This is a genomic window from Haloferax litoreum, from assembly GCF_009674605.1.
Taxonomy (GTDB): Archaea; Halobacteriota; Halobacteria; order Halobacteriales; family Haloferacaceae; genus Haloferax; species Haloferax litoreum.
Genome location: NZ_WKJO01000001.1, coordinates 1,689,967 through 1,708,332 on the forward strand (window position 1 = coordinate 1,689,967; position 18,366 = coordinate 1,708,332).

General features: G+C 63.0%; 18 protein-coding genes. 10 read left to right on the forward strand and 8 right to left on the reverse strand.

The genetic code is table 11. The features are described 5' to 3' along the window. Nucleotides 1-41: 41 nt before the first annotated feature. Complete coding sequence (locus GJR96_RS18490) at nucleotides 42-458, reverse strand: hypothetical protein (RefSeq protein WP_151162576.1); 417 nt, start codon at nucleotides 456-458, stop codon at nucleotides 42-44. Nucleotides 459-625: 167 nt separating this feature from the next. Between GJR96_RS18490 and GJR96_RS08660 the strand changes: the two genes are divergently transcribed. The 7 genes from GJR96_RS08660 to GJR96_RS08690 all read left to right on the forward strand — a co-directional run bounded on the left by GJR96_RS08660 (nucleotide 626) and on the right by GJR96_RS08690 (nucleotide 8,057). Next, nucleotides 626-1,018, forward strand: coding sequence for a hypothetical protein (locus GJR96_RS08660; protein WP_151162577.1), 393 nt, complete (start codon nucleotides 626-628; stop codon nucleotides 1,016-1,018). Between the two features lie 111 nt (nucleotides 1,019-1,129). Continuing rightward, nucleotides 1,130-1,801, forward strand: coding sequence for a DUF998 domain-containing protein (locus tag GJR96_RS08665; protein ID WP_151162578.1), 672 nt, complete (start codon nucleotides 1,130-1,132; stop codon nucleotides 1,799-1,801). Between the two features lie 120 nt (nucleotides 1,802-1,921). Beyond that, a complete protein-coding gene (locus GJR96_RS08670) occupies nucleotides 1,922-3,901 on the forward strand; it encodes a serine hydrolase domain-containing protein (protein ID WP_151162579.1) in 1,980 nt (659 codons plus the stop codon). Between the two features lie 77 nt (nucleotides 3,902-3,978). Continuing rightward, on the forward strand, nucleotides 3,979-4,866 hold the full coding sequence (locus GJR96_RS08675) for a CPBP family intramembrane glutamic endopeptidase (RefSeq protein WP_151162580.1): 888 nt from the start codon (nucleotides 3,979-3,981) through the stop codon (nucleotides 4,864-4,866). After that, a complete protein-coding gene (locus tag GJR96_RS08680; RefSeq protein WP_151162581.1) occupies nucleotides 4,866-5,411 on the forward strand; it encodes an HXXEE domain-containing protein in 546 nt (181 codons plus the stop codon). The genes GJR96_RS08675 and GJR96_RS08680 overlap by 1 nt, the downstream gene beginning before the upstream one ends. A gap of 53 nt (nucleotides 5,412-5,464) precedes the next feature. Further along, nucleotides 5,465-6,916 carry a replication factor C large subunit gene (locus GJR96_RS08685; protein ID WP_151162582.1) on the forward strand — a complete coding sequence of 484 codons (1,452 nt, stop codon included), beginning with the start codon at nucleotides 5,465-5,467 and terminating at the stop codon, nucleotides 6,914-6,916. A 79-nt stretch (nucleotides 6,917-6,995) separates the two neighbouring features. After that, nucleotides 6,996-8,057: a zinc-dependent alcohol dehydrogenase family protein gene (locus GJR96_RS08690; RefSeq protein ID WP_151162583.1), complete on the forward strand. Its 1,062-nt coding sequence runs from the start codon at nucleotides 6,996-6,998 to the stop codon at nucleotides 8,055-8,057. A gap of 77 nt (nucleotides 8,058-8,134) precedes the next feature. Here GJR96_RS08690 and GJR96_RS08695 read toward each other — a convergent pair whose 3' ends face one another. From GJR96_RS08695 to GJR96_RS08720, 6 genes are all read right to left on the reverse strand, one after another. Beyond that, complete coding sequence (locus GJR96_RS08695) at nucleotides 8,135-8,368, reverse strand: hypothetical protein (protein ID WP_151162584.1); 234 nt, start codon at nucleotides 8,366-8,368, stop codon at nucleotides 8,135-8,137. Nucleotides 8,369-8,468: 100 nt separating this feature from the next. Next, nucleotides 8,469-9,197 (reverse strand): amino acid ABC transporter ATP-binding protein, encoded by a 729-nt coding sequence (locus GJR96_RS08700; RefSeq protein WP_151162585.1) that lies wholly within the window; start codon nucleotides 9,195-9,197, stop codon nucleotides 8,469-8,471. Beyond that, the gene (locus tag GJR96_RS08705) at nucleotides 9,194-10,027 is read right to left on the reverse strand and encodes an ABC transporter permease subunit (RefSeq protein ID WP_151162586.1); all 834 of its coding nucleotides are present in this window, start codon (nucleotides 10,025-10,027) and stop codon (nucleotides 9,194-9,196) included. Before GJR96_RS08705 ends, GJR96_RS08700 begins: the two co-directional genes overlap by 4 nt. A gap of 48 nt (nucleotides 10,028-10,075) precedes the next feature. Next, the gene (locus tag GJR96_RS08710) at nucleotides 10,076-10,888 is read right to left on the reverse strand and encodes a transporter substrate-binding domain-containing protein (RefSeq protein ID WP_151162587.1); all 813 of its coding nucleotides are present in this window, start codon (nucleotides 10,886-10,888) and stop codon (nucleotides 10,076-10,078) included. Nucleotides 10,889-11,148: 260 nt separating this feature from the next. Beyond that, entirely contained in the window at nucleotides 11,149-11,940 is a 792-nt protein-coding gene (locus tag GJR96_RS08715) for a COX15/CtaA family protein (RefSeq protein ID WP_191965892.1), read from the reverse strand. Nucleotides 11,941-12,065: 125 nt separating this feature from the next. Then, nucleotides 12,066-13,037, reverse strand: a complete 972-nt coding sequence (locus GJR96_RS08720) for a winged helix-turn-helix domain-containing protein (RefSeq protein WP_151162589.1) — start codon at nucleotides 13,035-13,037, stop codon at nucleotides 12,066-12,068. Between the two features lie 258 nt (nucleotides 13,038-13,295). On the opposite strand from GJR96_RS08720, the gene GJR96_RS08725 reads away from it, so the two are divergent. From GJR96_RS08725 to GJR96_RS08735, 3 genes are all read left to right on the forward strand, one after another. After that, a complete protein-coding gene (locus tag GJR96_RS08725; RefSeq protein WP_151162590.1) occupies nucleotides 13,296-13,592 on the forward strand; it encodes a hypothetical protein in 297 nt (98 codons plus the stop codon). Nucleotides 13,593-13,873: 281 nt separating this feature from the next. Next, nucleotides 13,874-14,980, forward strand: coding sequence for a M24 family metallopeptidase (locus GJR96_RS08730; RefSeq protein ID WP_151162591.1), 1,107 nt, complete (start codon nucleotides 13,874-13,876; stop codon nucleotides 14,978-14,980). Nucleotides 14,981-15,111: 131 nt separating this feature from the next. Next, nucleotides 15,112-17,367, forward strand: a complete 2,256-nt coding sequence (locus tag GJR96_RS08735) for an NADP-dependent malic enzyme (protein WP_151162592.1) — start codon at nucleotides 15,112-15,114, stop codon at nucleotides 17,365-17,367. 283 nt (nucleotides 17,368-17,650) lie between these two features. Here the strand turns inward: GJR96_RS08735 and GJR96_RS08740 are convergent, their stop codons facing one another. Continuing rightward, on the reverse strand, nucleotides 17,651-18,286 hold the full coding sequence (locus tag GJR96_RS08740) for a ribonuclease H (RefSeq protein WP_151162593.1): 636 nt from the start codon (nucleotides 18,284-18,286) through the stop codon (nucleotides 17,651-17,653). Nucleotides 18,287-18,366 lie beyond the last annotated feature (80 nt).

Below are 18,366 nucleotides of genomic sequence, written 5' to 3' on the forward strand. Positions count from 1 at the left end.
ACGCGCTCTGAGAGCGTCAATCTTCCCGCGACGGATGGCACCTACTGAAGCCACTCTCGTCTCCACTCGGCGAGTCGTACCCTCGTCGGTGAATCCTCGGGAGCACCGGCGACGAACACACCCACGTGGACGAGTGCGAGGGCGACGTTCGTCGCCCACCAGAATCCGAGTGGCGCGAGTGCGAGTTGAAACGCGGCACCGACGAGGAGACTCACACGTGCATCGCTCCCGCCGCGAAGCAGCGTGACTCCCAAGAGTGCCTCGAACACGACGAGAATCGCGAGGAGTCCGTCGAGGTTGGGGAGGACGATACCGCTCCAGAGCGTGCGGTAGGTGTCGAACACGATGTACTGTGTAATCTCGCCGTACACGTCGGGTGCCCGGAGTCCGAGGTAGACGTGGACGAGAGCGCCACCGACGTAGGTCAGCCCCAACAGGAGGCGAACACCGACGGTCACTCGTGTTCTCCATCGGCGTCCTGAGTGGGCTGACGTGGATTTCATCGGAACTCTCGGTAGTGGGTTGGTTCGTCTGGTGGGTAAGCCCTGTCAAGTCCTCTCACGGAGTAAGAATCACGTGTGGACTATTTGTCGCGTCGGTGCCTCTAGGTAGGGGGTGGCTGGGATTGAACTGGGAGAGACTCGTCGCAGTGTACGCGCTGGTAGTTGGCGTCGCGATACTCGGCCTGTGGGGAGGGCTCATCGTGACGAATCAGACGACTGAGTTCCGGACAGAGCCATTTTCGATGTTTACACACCTCGTCGCTGAGGGACTGACAGCCGTGGCCCTCCTCGGCGCGGGAATCGGCCTCGTTCGCGGCACCGTGTGGGCACGCCCGCTTAGCCTCGTCGCGTTCGGGTTGTTACTCTACGCCGTCATCAACAGCGCTGGGTACTACGCGCAAATCGGAGAAATCGGCCCGATGCTCGTGTTTTCTGTGCTCGCGTTCACGACGGTGGTCGCGCTGGGATGGTCGTTGATGGATGCTCGGTACGAGACGAGACGGATATCGTGGTAGCACGAACTCGTGATGCGTGCTCCCAAGGCGCCTTGTGACGGTTCTTGAGGGGTGGGAACCATCTGATATCTCCTTAGAGATAGTCGTCGACTGTACAGTTGGTGAGTAGTGATGACCCAGATGCAGCGTGAAACAGTTCGCGTCAGTGCGATTCGGACGGTACTCAGCGACGGCCGGTCCCTCGCTGGAGTCCTCTTTTTCGCCCTCGCAGCACAGTTCATGACCGTAATCATGCTCGCGGCGGCGATGGTTCCCGGATACGACTTCAACGCCGCGGCTATCAGTGACCTCGGTGTCTTCCCCGAGACGGCGATGCTGTTCAACGTCTCGCTCGTCGTGGTCGGGGTGTTCAACCTCCTCGGCGGGTACGCGTTCTACCGGACGCACGGCAAGCGCTGGTTGTTCGCCCTCTTCGGCGTCGCCGGCCTCGGGGCCATCGTCGCGGGCCTCTTCCCACTCGGAACGTCTGACCTCCACAGCCTCGGCGCGTTGCTCGCGTTCCTGTTCTTCAACCTGCAGGCAATCGGGAGTGCGACCCGAGCAGAGGGTCCGATGAAGGTCCTCTCGGTCCTCCTGGGTCTCGCTGGCCTCGTCTTCGTCGTCCTCATGGTCGTCGGCGACGGCGGCAACACCGCCGTGTTCGGCCCAATCGGCCACGGCGGAACCGAGCGCATGATTGTCTACCCCCCGATGATGTGGCTCGTCGCGTTCGGTGGGTACCTCATGGCGTCCACTGATGGGCAGGCTACCACTGCCGACACGACCCCTGCTGGCGCTGACTGACGGTCGTTTCGACCGGTCACGCGGTGCGCCCGCACCGCTTCAGGCACCCCTCCGTTCGGCCCTCCTCACAGAGACACAGACTCCTCCCACACAGAGACACCCCACACCAAGATTCAGATTATGACCCTCGCCCCTACCCGACTCCTCGTCGTCCTCACACTGGTCCTCGCAGTCGCGAGTACGCCCGTGCTCGCCTCCGTCGCCGGGCCGACTGCACCACCTGTAGACTATGCAGCCACGTCCACGGGACCCCCGCAGATTGACGCCGATTCTATCGACACCGACGAGTTCGAGACGTGGCTCGACGACACGATGGCCACACAACTCGAATCGTATCACGTGCCCGGTGCAGCGGTAGTCCTCGTCCAAGACGGCGAGGTAGTTCTCGCCAAGGGATACGGCTACGCTGACGTCGAGTCCGAGGCACCTATCGTCGCGAACGAGACGGTCTTCGGCGTCGGGTCCACGTCGAAACTCGTCACGTGGACGGCCGTGATGCAAGGTGTCGAAGACGGACGACTCGAACTCGACCGAGACGTGAACGACTACCTGACTGAGTCGCCCGTCACTGTCCCACCGACGTACCCTGAGCCGATTACGCTCGAACACCTCGGCACTCACACTGCTGGCTACGAGGACACCTTCGGCGGGACGCTCGTCGACGACCCGAGCGACCTGCGACCACTCGGAGACGTTCTCGCCGAGAACCAACCGAACCGCGTCCGTCCACCGGGTGAGTCCGTCGCCTACTCGAACTACGGCGCTGGACTCGCCGGTCACGTCGTCGCCGAGGAGTACGAGACGACGTTCACAGACTACGTCGAGGACAACATCTTCACCCCGCTGGAGATGCGCGACAGTACCTACGACCAACCCGTTCCCGACCGCCTCCAGCCACGACTGTCGAACGGGTACGTCTACCAGAACGGCGAGTACGTCGCACAAGAGCCCCAAATTTGGGGCATCGCACCACAGGGCGGAGCCATGCGTTCGACGGCGACGGACATGGGGAACTTCATGCTCGCGTATCTCGACAACGGACAGTTCGGCTCGGAACGTATCCTCGAAGCCGACACCGTCGCCGAGATGCATCGGAAGCACGTCGTGAAAGCACCCGACGCGCCCGAACTCAACGGCATGGCATACGGGTTCATCGAGATGGACCGCAACGACGAACGCATCGTCGGCCACTGGGGAGACACGGCTTACTTCAGGAGTCTCCTCGCACTCTACCCGGAACGCGACACCGGTCTGTTCGTCGTCTACAACTCGCCCGGCGGACACGACGCCCGATTCGAACTTCTGCAAGCGTTCACCGACCGGTACTACCCGCGCTCCGAGACGCCAGTCGTCGACCCCCCGGCAGGGGCGGCAGACCGGGCAGCCCAACTGACCGGTGATTACCGCTCGTTGACCGTCTCGGAGTCGTCGTGGCACCGTGTTCTCGGCGTGATGACGCGCACGGTCACGGCCGGAACGGCCGACAACGGGTATCTCACGACGCAACGACTCGGTGGAGAGCAACGAACGTGGGTCGAACTCCGACCAGATGTCTACGAGGAAGTCGGCGGACAGGAGAAACTCGTCTTCCAACGCGACGACGAGGGCCGGGCGACGCATCTGTACTTCGGGAACTTCGGTCCGGCGACGTACGAACGCGTCCCGTGGTACGAGTCGCTACTCGTCGTCGAGGGAACGCTCGCCGGCGGTATCCTCGCGTTCGTCTCTATGCTCCTGCTGTGGGTCGGAGGGTTCGTCTGGCGACGTGTTCGCGGCCGGGAGCGTCCGAGCGAGCGCGAACGCGTCTCTCGCTGGCTACTGGGCGTGACGAGTCTGCTGTGGGTCGCCACCGTGGTCATCTTCGTCTTGGCGTGGCTGAACTTCAACGCCGAAGTCGCCTCACCGTCGCTGGCGCTCCGAGTGGGGAGACTCCTCCCGTACGTCGCCCTCGTCGGGACACTCGGGGCGGTGGTCGCAACCGCCCTCGCGTGGCGCGATAGCTACTGGACGACGCCCGTCAGAATCCACTACGCCGTGGTGACACTCGCCGCGGTACTCGTCGCGTGGCAACTGTCGCTACTGCGCATCCTCCCGCTCTGAACAGCATTCGACTACCCATTAGAGTACACTACACCAATGAACCACACACCACGATTCGACTGTCGGAGGAACCGCCGATGATACTGCAACGAATCCGCGAGTTCGTCGCGGCCAGACCGGTCGCGTCGTTCTTCGGTCTCGCGTACGGATTCTCGTGGCTCGCGTGGGCACCGGTCGCGCTCGGAGCAGACGAACCCTTGCGGACGATTAGTTTCGTCCTCGGTGGCTTCGGCCCGGCACTCGCTGGTGCCGTCGCCACGTGGCTTGCGGGCGACTCTGTCCGTGCGTGGGCGGGACAAATCGTCCACTGGCGCGTCGCCCCACGCTGGTACCTCGTGGCGTTCGCGCTCCCACTCGTGGTCGTCGCACTCGCGAGTCTCGGACTCGCGTTCGGAGGCCACGAAGTCGACATCGGCCTGCTGTCCGGCCGCGTTGTGGCGGTCCTCAGCGGGTTCGTGTTCGTCGCGCTGGTCGGCGGCGGGAACGAAGAACCGGGGTGGCGCGGCTTTGCCCTCCCACGGCTTCAAGAGCGGTACTCCCCGATTCAGGCGACGCTCGTCCTCGGCGTCGTCTGGGCGTTCTGGCACCTCCCCCTGCTGGCCACCGGTCCTTCGGCCATCTCCGGGACGGAGTCGTTACTGGCCGAACTCCCCCTCATCGTCGCGCGTATCCTGAACATCGTCGGCGTCGCGTTCCTCCTGACGTGGGTCTACAACGGTACAGGGGAGAGCGTCCTCGTCGCGTTGCTCGCCCACGCCGGGTTCAACACGGCGAACAGCACGCTCGTCCCCCTCCCGTTCGAGGCGCTCAACGGGGACGCCGCGACGGCCGTCCTCGTCGCGGGCACCGTTGCGGTTTGGGTCGTCGCCATCCTCCTCGTCGTCCTCACGCGGGGCCGACTCGGATACGATGCCGATGGTGCGACACACCTCTCGACGGGCGACGTGTCGACGACGGCAGATTGATGTCGTCCGTTGTCGCCACCGAATCCCTCGCGTGGATGTGGCTTCTCCCGGTCAGTTGGCTGGTCCACGACGTCGAGGAGATTCTCACAATCGAGCGATGGTCTCGGCGGTCCACACGGTGGGTCGAGACGAACGAGATTTCCGGACTCCAGCGTCGCCTCGTCGACATGCTCGCGACGACACGGCGACAGTTCAGCATCGCCGTCGGCATCGTCGGCATCGTGTTCGTCGTGGCGACCATCGCCGGTGTGTCCGACCTCACAGGCGTCGGTATTCTCGTCTACACCGCGATGCTCGGCGGGTACTTCGCCCACGCGTTCGTCCACCTCGGGCAATCGCTCGTCGTTCGCGGATATACGCCGGGCGTCGTCACCGCCGTCGTCGTGGTGATTCCAGCATCACTCGCCCTCTATCGTCGTCTCTTCAGCACCGGACTCGTCGGTCTGAAGACGGCCACCGTCACGGGAATCGTCGGTGTTGTGCTCTTCGTCCCGGTCGTCGTCGGGGCCGGACGACTCGCCGGGCGAATCGCGGGCGAGCAGTGAGCAGAGACTGACGCTCCGGAACCACTAAACGCGTCTCGTTCCTTCTGCCGGTAATGGTAGATTGGACGGAGAAGTACCGCCCATCGACGCTCTCCGAGGTGCGCGGGAACAACAAGGCTCGCGACGCTCTCGCATCGTGGGCCAAGTCGTGGGACGACCACCGGGAGGCAGTCGTCGTCCACGGCAGTCCGGGCATCGGAAAGACCTCCGCCGCCCACGCACTCGCGGCGGACATGGGGTGGGAGACGGTCGAGTTGAACGCCTCGGACCAGCGAACCGGCGACGTCATCGAACGGTTCGCCGGTCGCGCCGCGAAGAACGCCACGCTCGCAGGTTCCTCGTCGGGAACCTCCACCCGGCAGTTGGTCATCCTCGACGAGGCGGACAACATCCACGGCAACTACGACCGCGGCGGGGCGAGTGCCGTGACGAAACTCGTCAAGTCGTCGAGTCAGCCCATCGTCCTCATCGCCAACGAGTTCTACGACATGAGTCGCGGCCTACGGAACGCCTGCCAAGAGATAGAGTTCCGCGACGTCTCGTCGCGTTCTATCGTCCCCGTCCTCCGCGACATCTGTCGGAAAGAGGGTCTCGAATTCGAATCTGCGGCGCTCGAACGCATCGCCGACATGAACAGCGGCGACCTGCGCTCTGCGGTCAACGACCTGCAAGCCATCGCCGAAGGGCGTGACCAGATTACTGAAGAAGACGTTGTCATGGGCGACCGGGACCGCTCGGTCGGTCTCTTCGAGTTCCTCGATTCGGTCCTCAAAGAGAAGTCCGCACAGGAGGCGCTGTACACCGCCTACGACGTAGACGAGACGCCAGACGACCTCACGAAGTGGATAGAGGACAAGGTCTCACTCGTCTACGAACCGGACGAACTCGCCCGCGCCTACGAGTTCCTCGCCAACGCCGACCGCTGGCTTGGTCGCGTTCGCGCCTCGCAGAACTACTCGTACTGGCGCTACGCGACGGACAACCTCGCTGCCGGCGTCGCCGCCTCCCGTGACCGGACGCGCGGCGGATGGACGCGCTACGGTGGCGCACCGTACCGCTCGACGCGGAACAAGACACGTGACACCGTCGTTCGGAAGATTGCGGAGAAGGGCGGATTCAGCATGGCGACGGCCCGCCGCGAAGTCTTACCGTACCTCTCCGCGCTGACTCACCACTGCAAACCGCGCGAACTCACCGTCGCCATGGCGGCGTACTACGGGTTCGACGAATCGCACATCTCGTTCGTCACCGGTAGTGGTGAGACGACGAACAAGGTCCAGTCAATCGTCGAGGACGCAGAAACACTCCGGGAGGAACTCGTCGAAGAACACGCCGGCGGCGCGTTCGCCGGGATGGAAGATATCGAGACGACAGACGGCGTCGGCGACGACGCTGGCGGCGACACGGACGACGTACTCGACAGAGACGACGGGGGCGACGACAGTGAACCCGAACCGGCGTCGGCGACTGACGACGGCCAGTCCGGACTCTCGGACTTCATGTGAGTCACCTCGTCCTCGTCGGACGGGGCAGTTTGTGACGGGGGGCCGAGAGTTTTTGTAGGATACCGGCTGACCCATGCGTATGCGTGCCGCAGTCCTCCGCGAACATGGTGAACCACTCGACGTGACAGACGTTCCCGCGCCGACACTCGACCCCGAGGGTGTCGTCGTCGACGTGGAGGCGTGCGGCATCTGTCGAAGCGACTGGCACGCGTGGATGGGCCACGGTGAGTGGGCAAACGATGCAGTGGACCCGGGGCAGATTCTCGGTCACGAACCTGCTGGGCGGGTCGTCGAAGTCGGTGAGCGCGTCGAGACGATTCGAGAAGGTGACCGCGTCGCACTTCCGTTCAACCTCGCCTGCGGGTCGTGTGGGTACTGCCGAACTGGGCACGGAAACGTCTGTACGGGCGACCATCCGCACGCCCTCGGGTTCGAACAGACGGCGCAGGGCGCGTTCGCCGAACAGGTACACCTCCCGTCGGCGGACTACAACGCGATTCGACTCCCGGACGGCGTCGACTCGCGCGATGTCGCGGCGCTCGGATGCCGGTTCATGACCGCGTACAACGCGCTCGACGCTCGTGCGGGACTCCGTGCAGGAGAGTGGGTCGCCATCCACGGGTGCGGCGGCGTCGGTCTCTCGGCAATACAGGTTGCGAACGTCCTCGGCGCGCGCGTCGTCGCCGTCGACGTGCGTGAGGAAGCGCTCGACGTGGCCGCAGACCTCGGTGCGGAGGTTCTCGTGAACGCGGCCGAAGACGACGCAGTCGGAGCGGTTCGTGACGCCACAGACGGCGGCGCACACGTCTCGGTCGATGCGCTGGGCGTGGCGGAGACGTGTCGGAACTCCGTTCGGTCGGTCAGGCCGCGTGGGACACACGTACAGGTCGGATTGACCACGGACGAAGAGCGAGGTGCGGTTTCGCTCCCGACCGATTGGATGACACGACACGAAGTGTCGTTCCTCGGTGCGCGCGGCATGCCGCCGACGGACGCCACGGACCTCCTGTCACTCTTGGCGTCCGACGCGGTGGACCCCGGGTCACTCGTGACCAAGACGGTGTCTCTGGAGGAGGTTCCCGAGCGACTGGCGGCGATGACCGACTACGATACCGTCGGCGTCGAAGTGATGGTGCTGTAGGAAGGTGTGATTCGAACGCGGATGTGAAGTCCTGCCTTCGAGACCAGTGTCGAGCGATGCCACCGCTGTTGGCGACTCTACGCAGTCGGCGTCAGGACGCGGTTGGACGCCGCCTCGTCGTCTTCGTCCAGACCTTGCCAGACCGTGGTGCCACAGTCGGGACAGTCGATGGTCTCGACGCGTTCGCCGTTCATCTCTGTCGGCCAGTCGCCGATGTCGCCGGCGCGACCACAGGTCTGGCAGAACAAGACCGTCTTCCGTCGGGTCGTATCGGGCGGGTCGGTACTGAATGCGCGGGGAGAGGGGTTCATGCCGGAGAGAAGCGGTGGTCCCGGCAATAAGCTTGTTGGATAGTTGTCGGGTGTGTGCCCGACTAACCCACCTCAGAGTCGCGTCTCGGTGTGGCCGCTCTCAGAGAATCTTCGAGAGGAACTGCTTGCCCCGGTCGGTCTTCGGGTTCTCGAAGAACACTTCGGGCGGGGAGTCTTCGACGACGCGTCCGTCGGCCATGAGGACGACGCGGTCACCGACTTCGCGGGCGAACCCCATCTCGTGGGTGACGACGAGCATCGTCATGCCCTCGTCGGCGAGTCCGTGCATGACTTCGAGCACTTCCCCGACGAGTTCGGGGTCGAGCGCGCTCGTCACCTCGTCGAAGAGCATCACGCGTGGGTCCATCGCCAGTGCGCGGGCGATGGCGACGCGCTGTTGCTGCCCACCCGAGAGTTGGTTCGGGTAAGAGTCCGACTGTGTGGCGAGTCCGACCCGGTCGAGGAGCGTCTCCGCCCGCTCTGTAGCGGTCGATTCGTCGAGGCCTTTGACTTTCGTCGGTGCGAGTGACACGTTCTCCAGTGCCGTCTTGTGCGGGAAGAGGTTGAAACTCTGGAACACCATCCCGATACGCTGACGCAGGTGGTTGATGTCCGCGTCGGGGTCCGAGATGGACGTTCCGTCGAGACGAATCTCGCCGTTCTGAATCTCTTCGAGGCGGTTCGCACAGCGAAGGAGCGTCGATTTGCCCGACCCGGAGGGGCCGATGATGACACACACTTCGCCCTCTTCGACGTTCAGGTCGATGTCCTTGAGGACGTGCGTGTCGCCGAAGTACTTGTCCACCCCTTCGAATTCGAGGAGACTCATCGGCGGTCACCTCCCCAGTCGGAGCGCGCTTCGAGGTAGCGAACCACCTTGCCGAGCGGCAGGGTGATGCCGAGGTAGGCGATGGCGACGAGCAGAATCGGCGTCCACGGGTCGAACGTCGCGGAGTTGATCTGGCGGAACGCGCTGATGAGTTCCGGGACAGCGATGACCGTCAGCAGTGACGTGTCCTTCACGAGGATGACCTGGTCGTTGCCGATTGCGGCGAGTGCGTTGCGCCACGCCTGTGGGAGGACGACTTCACGCATCGCTTGAACGTACGACATCCCGAGCGAACGGGCGGCCTCCATCTGGCCTTCCGGGACGGCGTTGATACCGCCACGGACTGCCTCACCGACGTACGCGGCGTGGTTGAGCGTCAAGCCGATGATGGCGGCTGGAATCGCCCAGTTCGGGATGGGGAACTGGCCCGGCGGCCAGAACGCGGGGATGCCGAAGAAGATGACGATGAGTTGGAACAGCAGTGGCGTCCCGCGGAAGAACTCGACGTACCCGCTCGCGACGGTGTTGGTGATGCGAGTCTTCGAGACGCGGCCGAGGCCGACGAAGATGCCGGCGATGATAGAGAGGAAGCTTCCTGCGAGGAAGATACCGAGGACGAGCAGGTAGGCTTCGATGAACTGCGGATAGATAATCTCGACGAACAGGTCGAAGTCGACCTGTGTGAAAATGATGGCACCGATGAACAGGCCCACGACCAGTGTGAACAGTGAGGCGAACGCCGCGCCCGCAAATTTGAGCGTCTTGTCGTTCAAAAACTGCTCTTGGAACTCCTCGTCAGAAGTTCTCCCGTCTGAGTATGATTCAGCCATTGGTAATGGTTAACACAGTGTTTGTATAAAAACGGGTGGTGCGTCGATTTAGCCCGAGAAGTACTTCGAGTAAATCTCGTCGTACGTCCCGTTGTCTTTGATGGTCGCGAGCGCGCCGTTGACCTCTTCGCGAAGGTCATCGTCGTCCTTGCGGAAGCCGATACCGTACTCCTCGACGGTGAGGGTGAGGTACGGCGGTGCATCCTTCCCGGCCTCTGAGGCAGCGCCTTCGCCTTCGAGGAACTTGACGTCGTCTTCGCGCTCGTTGACGAATTCGGCGTTGACCGTGTTGTCGTTGACGACTGCGACGACCTGGTTGTTGATGAGCGCGTCGAACGCGCCGTTGACTTGGTCGTAGCGCTGGATGGTCAGGTCGCCACCGAACTCTTCTTTGAGTGCGTCGGCCGCACCTGCGCCGGTCGTTCCCTTCTGGACACCGACCGTCTTGCCTTTGAGGTCCTCTTTCGAAGAGATGTCGCCGTTCTTGAGGACGATGATGGTCTGGTACGCGGTGAAGTACGGGTCGGAGAAGTCGATTTTCTCCGCGCGTTCTTCCGTGATGGTCATCGCGGACATGATGACACGGAAGTTCCCGTTGTTCAGCGACGGGATGATGCCGTCGAAGCTCGTCTTCTGGAACTCGTGTTCGTAGCCGAGTTCGTCGCCGAAGACGGCCTGTGCGATGTCGACGTCGAAACCGGTGAGTTCGCCATCGGTCGTCTCCCACTCGAACGGACGGTACGGGATGTCCGAGCCGATGGTAATCGTTTCACTGCCGCCACCGCCGCCGCCGAGACACCCGGCCAGCGTGAACGTGGCCGCAGAGCCTGCAGCGCCCTTGAGATAGGTACGACGTTTCATAACAGGCCACAGGTAGCACACCACCGTATAACACTTCTTCGATACGCGACTCCATTCACACAACTTTTGGTGAAAATTGCCTCTAAATGAGTTGAATGAATAGAAATGGCGCGACAATCTACACAGAACACAAACAAACTCTAATCAGTGAGATATCTGTTCAACTAATAGCTGATTAGTTGAATCTCTGAGAAACGGTCGTGTCATGGCAAGCAGGAGTCGATTCCGTCTCGTGTCGCCTTGCGCCGCCGCCGACGGATTCAGTCGGCGTCGTTAGTGACGGTGTCCCGCGGCACCGGGAGGCCACCACGGACGACGAGAGCGGCGGCGACGACGAGGACGAGTGCGGCGACTGTTCCGCCGAGGTGGGCCAGTTGGAGCGTCGGACCGTACACCTGTCTGCCGGCGATGAGTAAGGCGACGACGACGACGCTCGCGGGTGCGGTGATGAATCTGAGACGCCCGTACACGTCGGCACGGGTGGTGTGAGCGGCACTCGCCCAGAGTGTCGCGGCGACGAGGGCGGCGTAGGTTGCGAGGCCGACGACGTAGTAGGTGGCCTGCGTCAGGGGGCCGAACGAGACGAAACTGTGTGGTGCGAGGACGAGCATGATGGGTGCGCCGACGAGTGCGACGCGGATGGCGTCGGCGACGCGGGGAATCCCACGGTCGGCGAGGCCCCACGCGGCGGCGGCGACAACGGCCGTGAAGATGGACGTGGCAACGACGTAGTGCGCGGTGAGGATGACCCACTCGTATTCGGTGACGGTGAGTGCGCCGAGGACGATTTGGAACGGGAGAATCACGGTCGCGACGACGAGTGCCCAGCGGACCCGCGCTTGGACGCCTTCGCGCCACGCTTTCACCGTCGTCCCGAGGATGAGGAACCCGGTGAGCATGGCGACGAGGCGGTGGAACCACTCGATGAAACTGCCCCAGTTGGCGGGGAACAGGCCCAGGAACCCGTCACAGAACGGCCAGCGACCGGCACACGTGAGACCGGCACCCGAGGCGGCGGTGTAGACCCCGAGGACCATCAGGATGCCCGTCATCGCGGCGGCCCCCGCGAGGAGGCGGCGAAGCCGAGGTGTCATACGCGGGGGTCAGGCCTGCGCGAACTTATATCTCGTAGGTACGTGGTTCGAAAAGCCATCAGTTTGTCAGTTCGTAGAGGGCGTCACACTGCGTCGATGTGCAGGTCGACGACGCGCCCTGTTTCGTCGATTGTCACGTCGATTCGGTCACCATCGACAGCGGCGCTGACCCGGATTTCGAGCGGGTCTTCGGAGGCGACGCGCCGTTCGAGGATGGTCTTCGAGACGGTGAGCCAGTCGTGGCCCCACACGTCGTCGTGGCCACGCTCGTGATAGAACGCCTCTGCGGACGGGTGAGTGAACATCTGGCTCTCGCACGGAATCTCGAAGTTCATGTGGCAGATGTCGCAGATGTGGTGGAACCGAATCGGGAATATCGTGTGACACGTCGAACACACGTGGCCGTCGGGAGCATCGTGACTCTCACAAATCGACGGTGTGATGCTGACCGTCCCGGTACACTCGGGACAGACACCCTCCATCATCGTCTGGAACTTGTGATTAATCCAGATTTGTTGTGCTTCGTAGACCTGCTTCAGTGACCGATGTCTCAGACCGGTCGGCGGGAGAAACTCCGTCGCACTCAGGCATCCGCGTGGCATCCCAACCGTCTGGAATGCGCCTTCACAGGCGGTGCACCGGACGGCCAAGAAGTCCAGCGTTCGTTCGGTCCCGTACTCGAGTACGACCTGCCCACCACACAGCGGACAGGGGTCGTCGACGGGTTCGGAGTCGAACACGACGTCGCCACCGAACGACTCCGCCAGGACGGTTCTCATAGTCCGTTCGCCCGCCCGCGTGATGACGTACCCGTCTTCGGTCCGATGGACGAACTCGTCGAGCAGCTGTTTGAGGTGGTAGTTGAACTGTGATCCATCTTTCACCCCGACCCGTCTCCGTAGTTCTGCGAACGAGAGCGTCTGCTGTGGGATGTGTTCAGTCGGCTCTCGTTCTTTCCAGAGTTCGTGCAGAATCCCGAGTCGGGTCTGGTGGCCGAGGGCCGCAAAGGCTGCCTCCGGGCCGGTGCCCGCGCCTCGTGATATATGGACTGCCAATGCGTCTCACCTGATTACTCTTGGCCATGAGACACGTTAACAGTTGTCAATAAAACACGACCGTTTGTGATTTTCACTGTCACACGCGTGCTGCGTTCAGTGACACATCACCGCCGTCGTCACGAGCGCACATATTTGGAACTCGATATGTATGACAAGACTCCGATGTAAATCAATTTCAGTTCAGGTATTGATAGAAATGTTTTTCAGCGAACATATTTCCCCACGACGAGCGTACATCTGACTGGGGGGAAAGAGATGAAGCAAGTGTGGCTCACGAGGGGGTTCGTGACGCTCTGTGTGGTGTGTGGTCTCCTCGTCGCCGGTGTCGGGCCGGTGGCGGCGGATGAAATAGCAACTGGGGACGCGGTGCCGTGCGACCTCCTATTCGAATCAGCGTACGCGGAAATCGATTCGCTCACGGCGGGGGTGTTGGTCGACTACGACAACGAAGTGGACGTAATCGCGTCGGTTCAGGCGATTGCGTCCCAACTCGCTTTCGACGCCGAACGGAACGAATGTTCGCCTGCATCGACGACTGCACCGGTGAACTAGCCGTCCGCTGGCGGCGACTCGTTTTCTGAGAAGCCGGTTCAAGCGGTGACGCTCACCGCCGAAGAACAGACTGTCGAAGCGTTCGGCAGGGATATCACCGACCTGTCGGCCAAGGCGCGGGCGGAATTCCGCGCAAGGACGACCTGAGCGGTACTATTCGGGGGGAAGCGGTCGATTTTTTCACAGACGATGCCGACGACGACACCGCGCTTTCGTCGCCACGCACGGTCACCCCAGAGACGAGTCGTCCCATTCAAGTCTGTTCAGTTGGACCGCGGGATATGAACGAGCGACTCGCATCTCGGGCCGAGCGACTCGACGCGTACCTCGACGACCACGACGTCGAGGCCGTCTGGTTCGCCCGCCCGAACTCGTTTGCGTGGCTTCTCGGTGGGGACAACGTCGTCGACCGTGACTCGCCGGTCGGCGTCGCCGCCGCAGGGTACGACGGCGACGAGTTCCACGTCGTGACCGACAACATCGAAGCGACCCGCCTCCTCCACGAAGAAGTCCCGCACGAGGACGTTCGAATCCACCAGTACCAGTGGTACGAAGGCTCTCTGGCCTCGGGCGTCGCCACCGTCTCACCGACGCCGGCAGCGGCCGATTTCGACGTTCCGGGCTTCGCCGACGTGGACGCCGCTGAACTCCGGCAACCACTCTCTGACGACGATATCGACGCGTATCGGGAACTCGGCCGCGACGTGGCGAGCGCCGTCGAACGGGTGTGTCGGGAACTCGAACAGGAAGATTTGGAGACTGAAGTCGCCTCGGGTCTCCGGGTCACGCTCGGAGCCATGGGCATCGAGACGCCCGTCACCCTCGTCGGCGGCAGTCGACGCGCCCAGAAGTACCGCCACTACACGCCGAAACAGGAACGCCTCGGTGACTACGCCCTCGTCTCCGTCACGGCCCAGCGAGACGGCCTCTACGCGAGTTGTACGCGGACCGTCGCATTCGACGCACCCGACTGGCTGGAGTCGCGTCACGAGAAGACGATGCGCGTCGAGACGAACGCACTCGCGGCGACACAGCGAGTAGCAGACGACGGTGGAACCGCCGGCGACGTGTTCGACGCCATCCGCGACGCCTACGACGCCGTCGGAGAGTCCGACGAGTGGTTGAACCACCATCAGGGAGGTGCCGCCGGGTTCGCCGGACGCGAGTGGTTCGCGAAACCCGATGCCGACGACCCAGTTCTCGAACCGATGGGCTACGCCTACAACCCGACCATCGAGGGCGCAAAGAGCGAGGACACCGTTCTCGTCACCGGCGACGACGTCGAAGTACTGACCACGACGGGGCAGTGGCCGACGCAGACTGTCACGGACGAGACCGGTTCGGTCGAACTCGAACGGCACGGAATCCTTCACCTCGATACGGAATAATTTTCGGCCCGGTTTGGCTCGGACACCCCGTCGACACCCGCCCGCCGTCTGGCGGGAATTCGACGCCCGTCGAAATCAATATTCGACGGTGTTGGATAGTTTTTTCCCCTCTGCGTGAGGAGGTGTGAACCATGGGACTGGACGACGACTCACGGGACTATCACCGGCAAGACCCGCCGGGTAAAATCGAGATTGCGACGACAAAACCGACGAACACACAGCGAGACCTGAGCCTCGCGTATTCGCCCGGCGTGGCGGCACCGTGCCGTGACATCGCGGACGACGAAGACGCAGCGTACGAGTACACCTCGAAGGGCAACCTCGTCGGTGTCGTCTCGAACGGGACGGCCGTCCTCGGCCTCGGAGATATCGGCGCACAGGCGTCCAAACCCGTCATGGAGGGGAAGGGCGTCCTGTTCAAGCGCTTCGCCGACATCGACGTGTTCGACGTCGAACTCGACATCACCGACGTGGACGACTTCGTCGCCGCCACGAAGGCCATGGAACCGACGTTCGGGGGCATCAACCTCGAAGACATCAAAGCGCCGGAGTGCTTCGAAATCGAGCAACAACTCCGCGAGCAGATGGACATCCCCGTCTTCCACGACGACCAGCACGGCACGGCCATCATCTCCGGTGCCGCCCTGCTCAACGCGGCGGACATCGTCGACAAGGACCTCGACGACCTCGAAATCGTCTTCTCTGGTGCGGGCGCGTCTGCGCTCGCGACGGCACGGTTCTACGTCTCACTCGGGGCGAAGAAAGAGAACATCACGATGTGCGACTCCTCGGGTATCATCACCGAGTCGCGTGTCGAGGCGGGCGACGTCAACAAGTACAAAGCCGAGTTCGCTCAGCCAGTCGACGAGGGTGACCTCGCGGACGCGATGGCCGGTGCGGACGTGTTCGCCGGCCTCTCCGTCGGCGGCATCGTCTCCCAAGAGATGGTCCGGTCGATGGCGAACGACCCAATCATCTTCGCGATGGCGAACCCGGACCCCGAAATCACCTACGAGGACGCCAAGAGTGCCCGCGACGACACGGTCATCATGGCGACGGGTCGCTCTGACTACCCGAATCAGGTGAACAACGTCCTCGGGTTCCCGTTCATCTTCCGCGGCGCACTCGACGTGCGTGCGACGGAGATAAACGAGGCCATGAAGCGTGCCGCCGCCGAGGCACTCGCCGAACTCGCCCGACAGGACGTGCCCGACGCCGTCGTCAAAGCCTACGGCGACCACCCACTCCAGTTCGGTCCCGACTACCTCATCCCCAAACCGCTGGACCCCCGCGTGCTGTTCGAAGTCGCACCCGCCGTCGCACAGGCGGCGATGACCTCCGGTGCCGCCCGCAAGCGCCTCGACATGAACGAGTACCGCGAACGCCTCGAAGCGCGTCTCGGGAAGTCCCGCGAGATGATGCGCGTCGTCCTCAACAAGGCGAAGTCGAACCCCAAGCGTGTCGCTCTCGCCGAAGGGTCCAACGAGAAGATGATTCGCGCGGCCTACCAGATGCAAGAAGAGGGTATCGCCCACCCCATCCTCATCGGTAACACGAAGGTCATCCTCCGGAAGGCCGAGGAACTGGGCCTCGACTTCGACCCCACCATCGCCAACCCGCGTGACGGCGAGTGGGACCACTACGCCGACCGACTGTACGACCTCCGCAAGCGCAAGGGCCTCACGGAATCTGAGGCCGCAGAACTCGTCCGCCGCGACTCCAACTACTTCGCCAGCGTCATGGTGGAGATGGGCGACGCCGACGCGATGCTCACGGGGCTGACTCACCACTACCCCGGTGGACTTCGCCCGCCGCTACAGGTCATCGGCACGGCCGAAGACGCGAACTACGCCGCCGGTGTCTACATGATGACGTTCAAGAACCGCGTCGTCTTCTGCGCCGACACGACGGTCAACCTCGACCCCGACGAGGAGATTCTCGCAGAGATTACGAAACACACGGCCGAACTGGCCCGTCGGTTCAACGTCGAACCGCGCGCCGCACTCCTGTCGTACTCCAACTTCGGCAGTGTCCGCAACGAGGGCACCGCCAAACCCCGCGACGCGGCCAATCTGCTGCAAGACGACCCAGAGGTGGACTTCCCCGTCGACGGCGAGATGCAGGCCGACACGGCACTCGTCGAAGACATCCTCACAGGGACCTACGACTTCTCGGACCTCGACGAACCGGCGAACGTCCTCGTGTTCCCGAACCTCGAAGCGGGCAACATCGGCTACAAACTCCTCCAGCGCCTCGGCGGCGCAGAGGCCATCGGCCCGATGCTCGTCGGCATGAACAAGCCAGTGCACGTCCTCCAGCGCGGTGACGAAGTGAAGGACATCGTCAACCTCGCGGCGACAGCCGTCGTCGACGCGCAAGAGGAGTAACGTTCTCCGTTTTTTGTCCACCGTGAGACGACTTGCGTCTCACGAGCCTTCGTTCGCGACCGCTCACAGAGGCAGACTTTTGCGACGAGGGTGAGCGGAGCGACCCCCCGGAAACGATGGTCGTCAACGGGTTCTGGTGTCCTCCCAACAGGTGGGGACATTGGGGCTGTTGCTCGTCATCGGTCTCCGGTTGACGAGTCGAGGAGTTGGAGTCTGAGAACGCGAGAGACTGCCGTGACCGCCCGTGTTTTCGGTCCGAGTAAAGCGGACCAAACGGGAGACGCTAGTCGTCGCTTGCGTGCCCTTCGCACCGCGATGGTGGGAGATAACTCACGTCGTTGTCCGATTCGAATCCGAGTGGTTCCGGGAGCACACATCGGTCTGGTTTCCGATTGACGTGTTCGTACTCTCTCGGTGAGTTCGCGAGTGGATGTGCCGGGTTCTCCCGACTGTCGATGCGGGCGGCGCGGACTTCCCCGAAGCCGGCGATTCGCGCTTGAATCCCCCGCCAGTGGTGTTCACTGCCTGTGGGGACGACGATTCGTTTCGGCGACTTCCAGTCGGGGTGGTCTCCGGCGAGCACCGCGTTGTTGACGTTCGCGGCCAGGTCGTCGTGGTCGACGAGGACGCCGACCCGGGCACCCGGCGGTGCACGGTGGGCGAGTACGTCTAACCCGAGGTGGAGCGCGCGATACTCGGAGATATTGTTGTTCGGCGCAACGTCTTGGAATGCGATACGGGCGACTCGCTCGCCGTCACGGGTCTCTATTACGACACCGAGTCCGCCGCCGTTCGGTCGATACGACCCGTCCGTCGCGACGTAGAAGTGACGGTGATGGGTCCGCGGCGGGTGCGCGATGTGCGGCGTTGGCGACTCGTCGAACAGGTCCCTGAGGGTGGGACGGCCGGTCACGGCCATACGAATCGTTCCGCGATGGGAGCTAATAAGCGTACCCCGTGTTGGAGGTGGGAGCACACTATGTTATATGGTACCGATAT

Bases quoted from the DNA above. Each gene is read 5' to 3' on its own strand.
- GJR96_RS08665 (WP_151162578.1), top strand. From the start codon at position 1,130: ATGACCCAGATGCAGCGTGAAACAGTTCGCGTCAGTGCGATTCGGACG.
- GJR96_RS08670 (WP_151162579.1), top strand. From the start codon at position 1,922: ATGACCCTCGCCCCTACCCGACTCCTCGTCGTCCTCACACTGGTCCTC.
- GJR96_RS08675 (WP_151162580.1), top strand. From the start codon at position 3,979: ATGATACTGCAACGAATCCGCGAGTTCGTCGCGGCCAGACCGGTCGCG.
- GJR96_RS08680 (WP_151162581.1), top strand. From the start codon at position 4,866: ATGTCGTCCGTTGTCGCCACCGAATCCCTCGCGTGGATGTGGCTTCTC.
- GJR96_RS08685 (WP_151162582.1), top strand. From the start codon at position 5,465: ATGGTAGATTGGACGGAGAAGTACCGCCCATCGACGCTCTCCGAGGTG.
- GJR96_RS08690 (WP_151162583.1), top strand. From the start codon at position 6,996: ATGCGTGCCGCAGTCCTCCGCGAACATGGTGAACCACTCGACGTGACA.
- GJR96_RS08695 (WP_151162584.1), bottom strand. From the start codon at position 8,368: ATGAACCCCTCTCCCCGCGCATTCAGTACCGACCCGCCCGATACGACC.
- GJR96_RS08700 (WP_151162585.1), bottom strand. From the start codon at position 9,197: ATGAGTCTCCTCGAATTCGAAGGGGTGGACAAGTACTTCGGCGACACG.
- GJR96_RS08705 (WP_151162586.1), bottom strand. From the start codon at position 10,027: ATGGCTGAATCATACTCAGACGGGAGAACTTCTGACGAGGAGTTCCAA.
- GJR96_RS08710 (WP_151162587.1), bottom strand. From the start codon at position 10,888: ATGAAACGTCGTACCTATCTCAAGGGCGCTGCAGGCTCTGCGGCCACG.
- GJR96_RS08715 (WP_191965892.1), bottom strand. From the start codon at position 11,940: ATGACGGGCATCCTGATGGTCCTCGGGGTCTACACCGCCGCCTCGGGT.
- GJR96_RS08725 (WP_151162590.1), top strand. From the start codon at position 13,296: ATGAAGCAAGTGTGGCTCACGAGGGGGTTCGTGACGCTCTGTGTGGTG.
- GJR96_RS08730 (WP_151162591.1), top strand. From the start codon at position 13,874: ATGAACGAGCGACTCGCATCTCGGGCCGAGCGACTCGACGCGTACCTC.
- GJR96_RS08735 (WP_151162592.1), top strand. From the start codon at position 15,112: ATGGGACTGGACGACGACTCACGGGACTATCACCGGCAAGACCCGCCG.
- GJR96_RS08740 (WP_151162593.1), bottom strand. From the start codon at position 18,286: ATGGCCGTGACCGGCCGTCCCACCCTCAGGGACCTGTTCGACGAGTCG.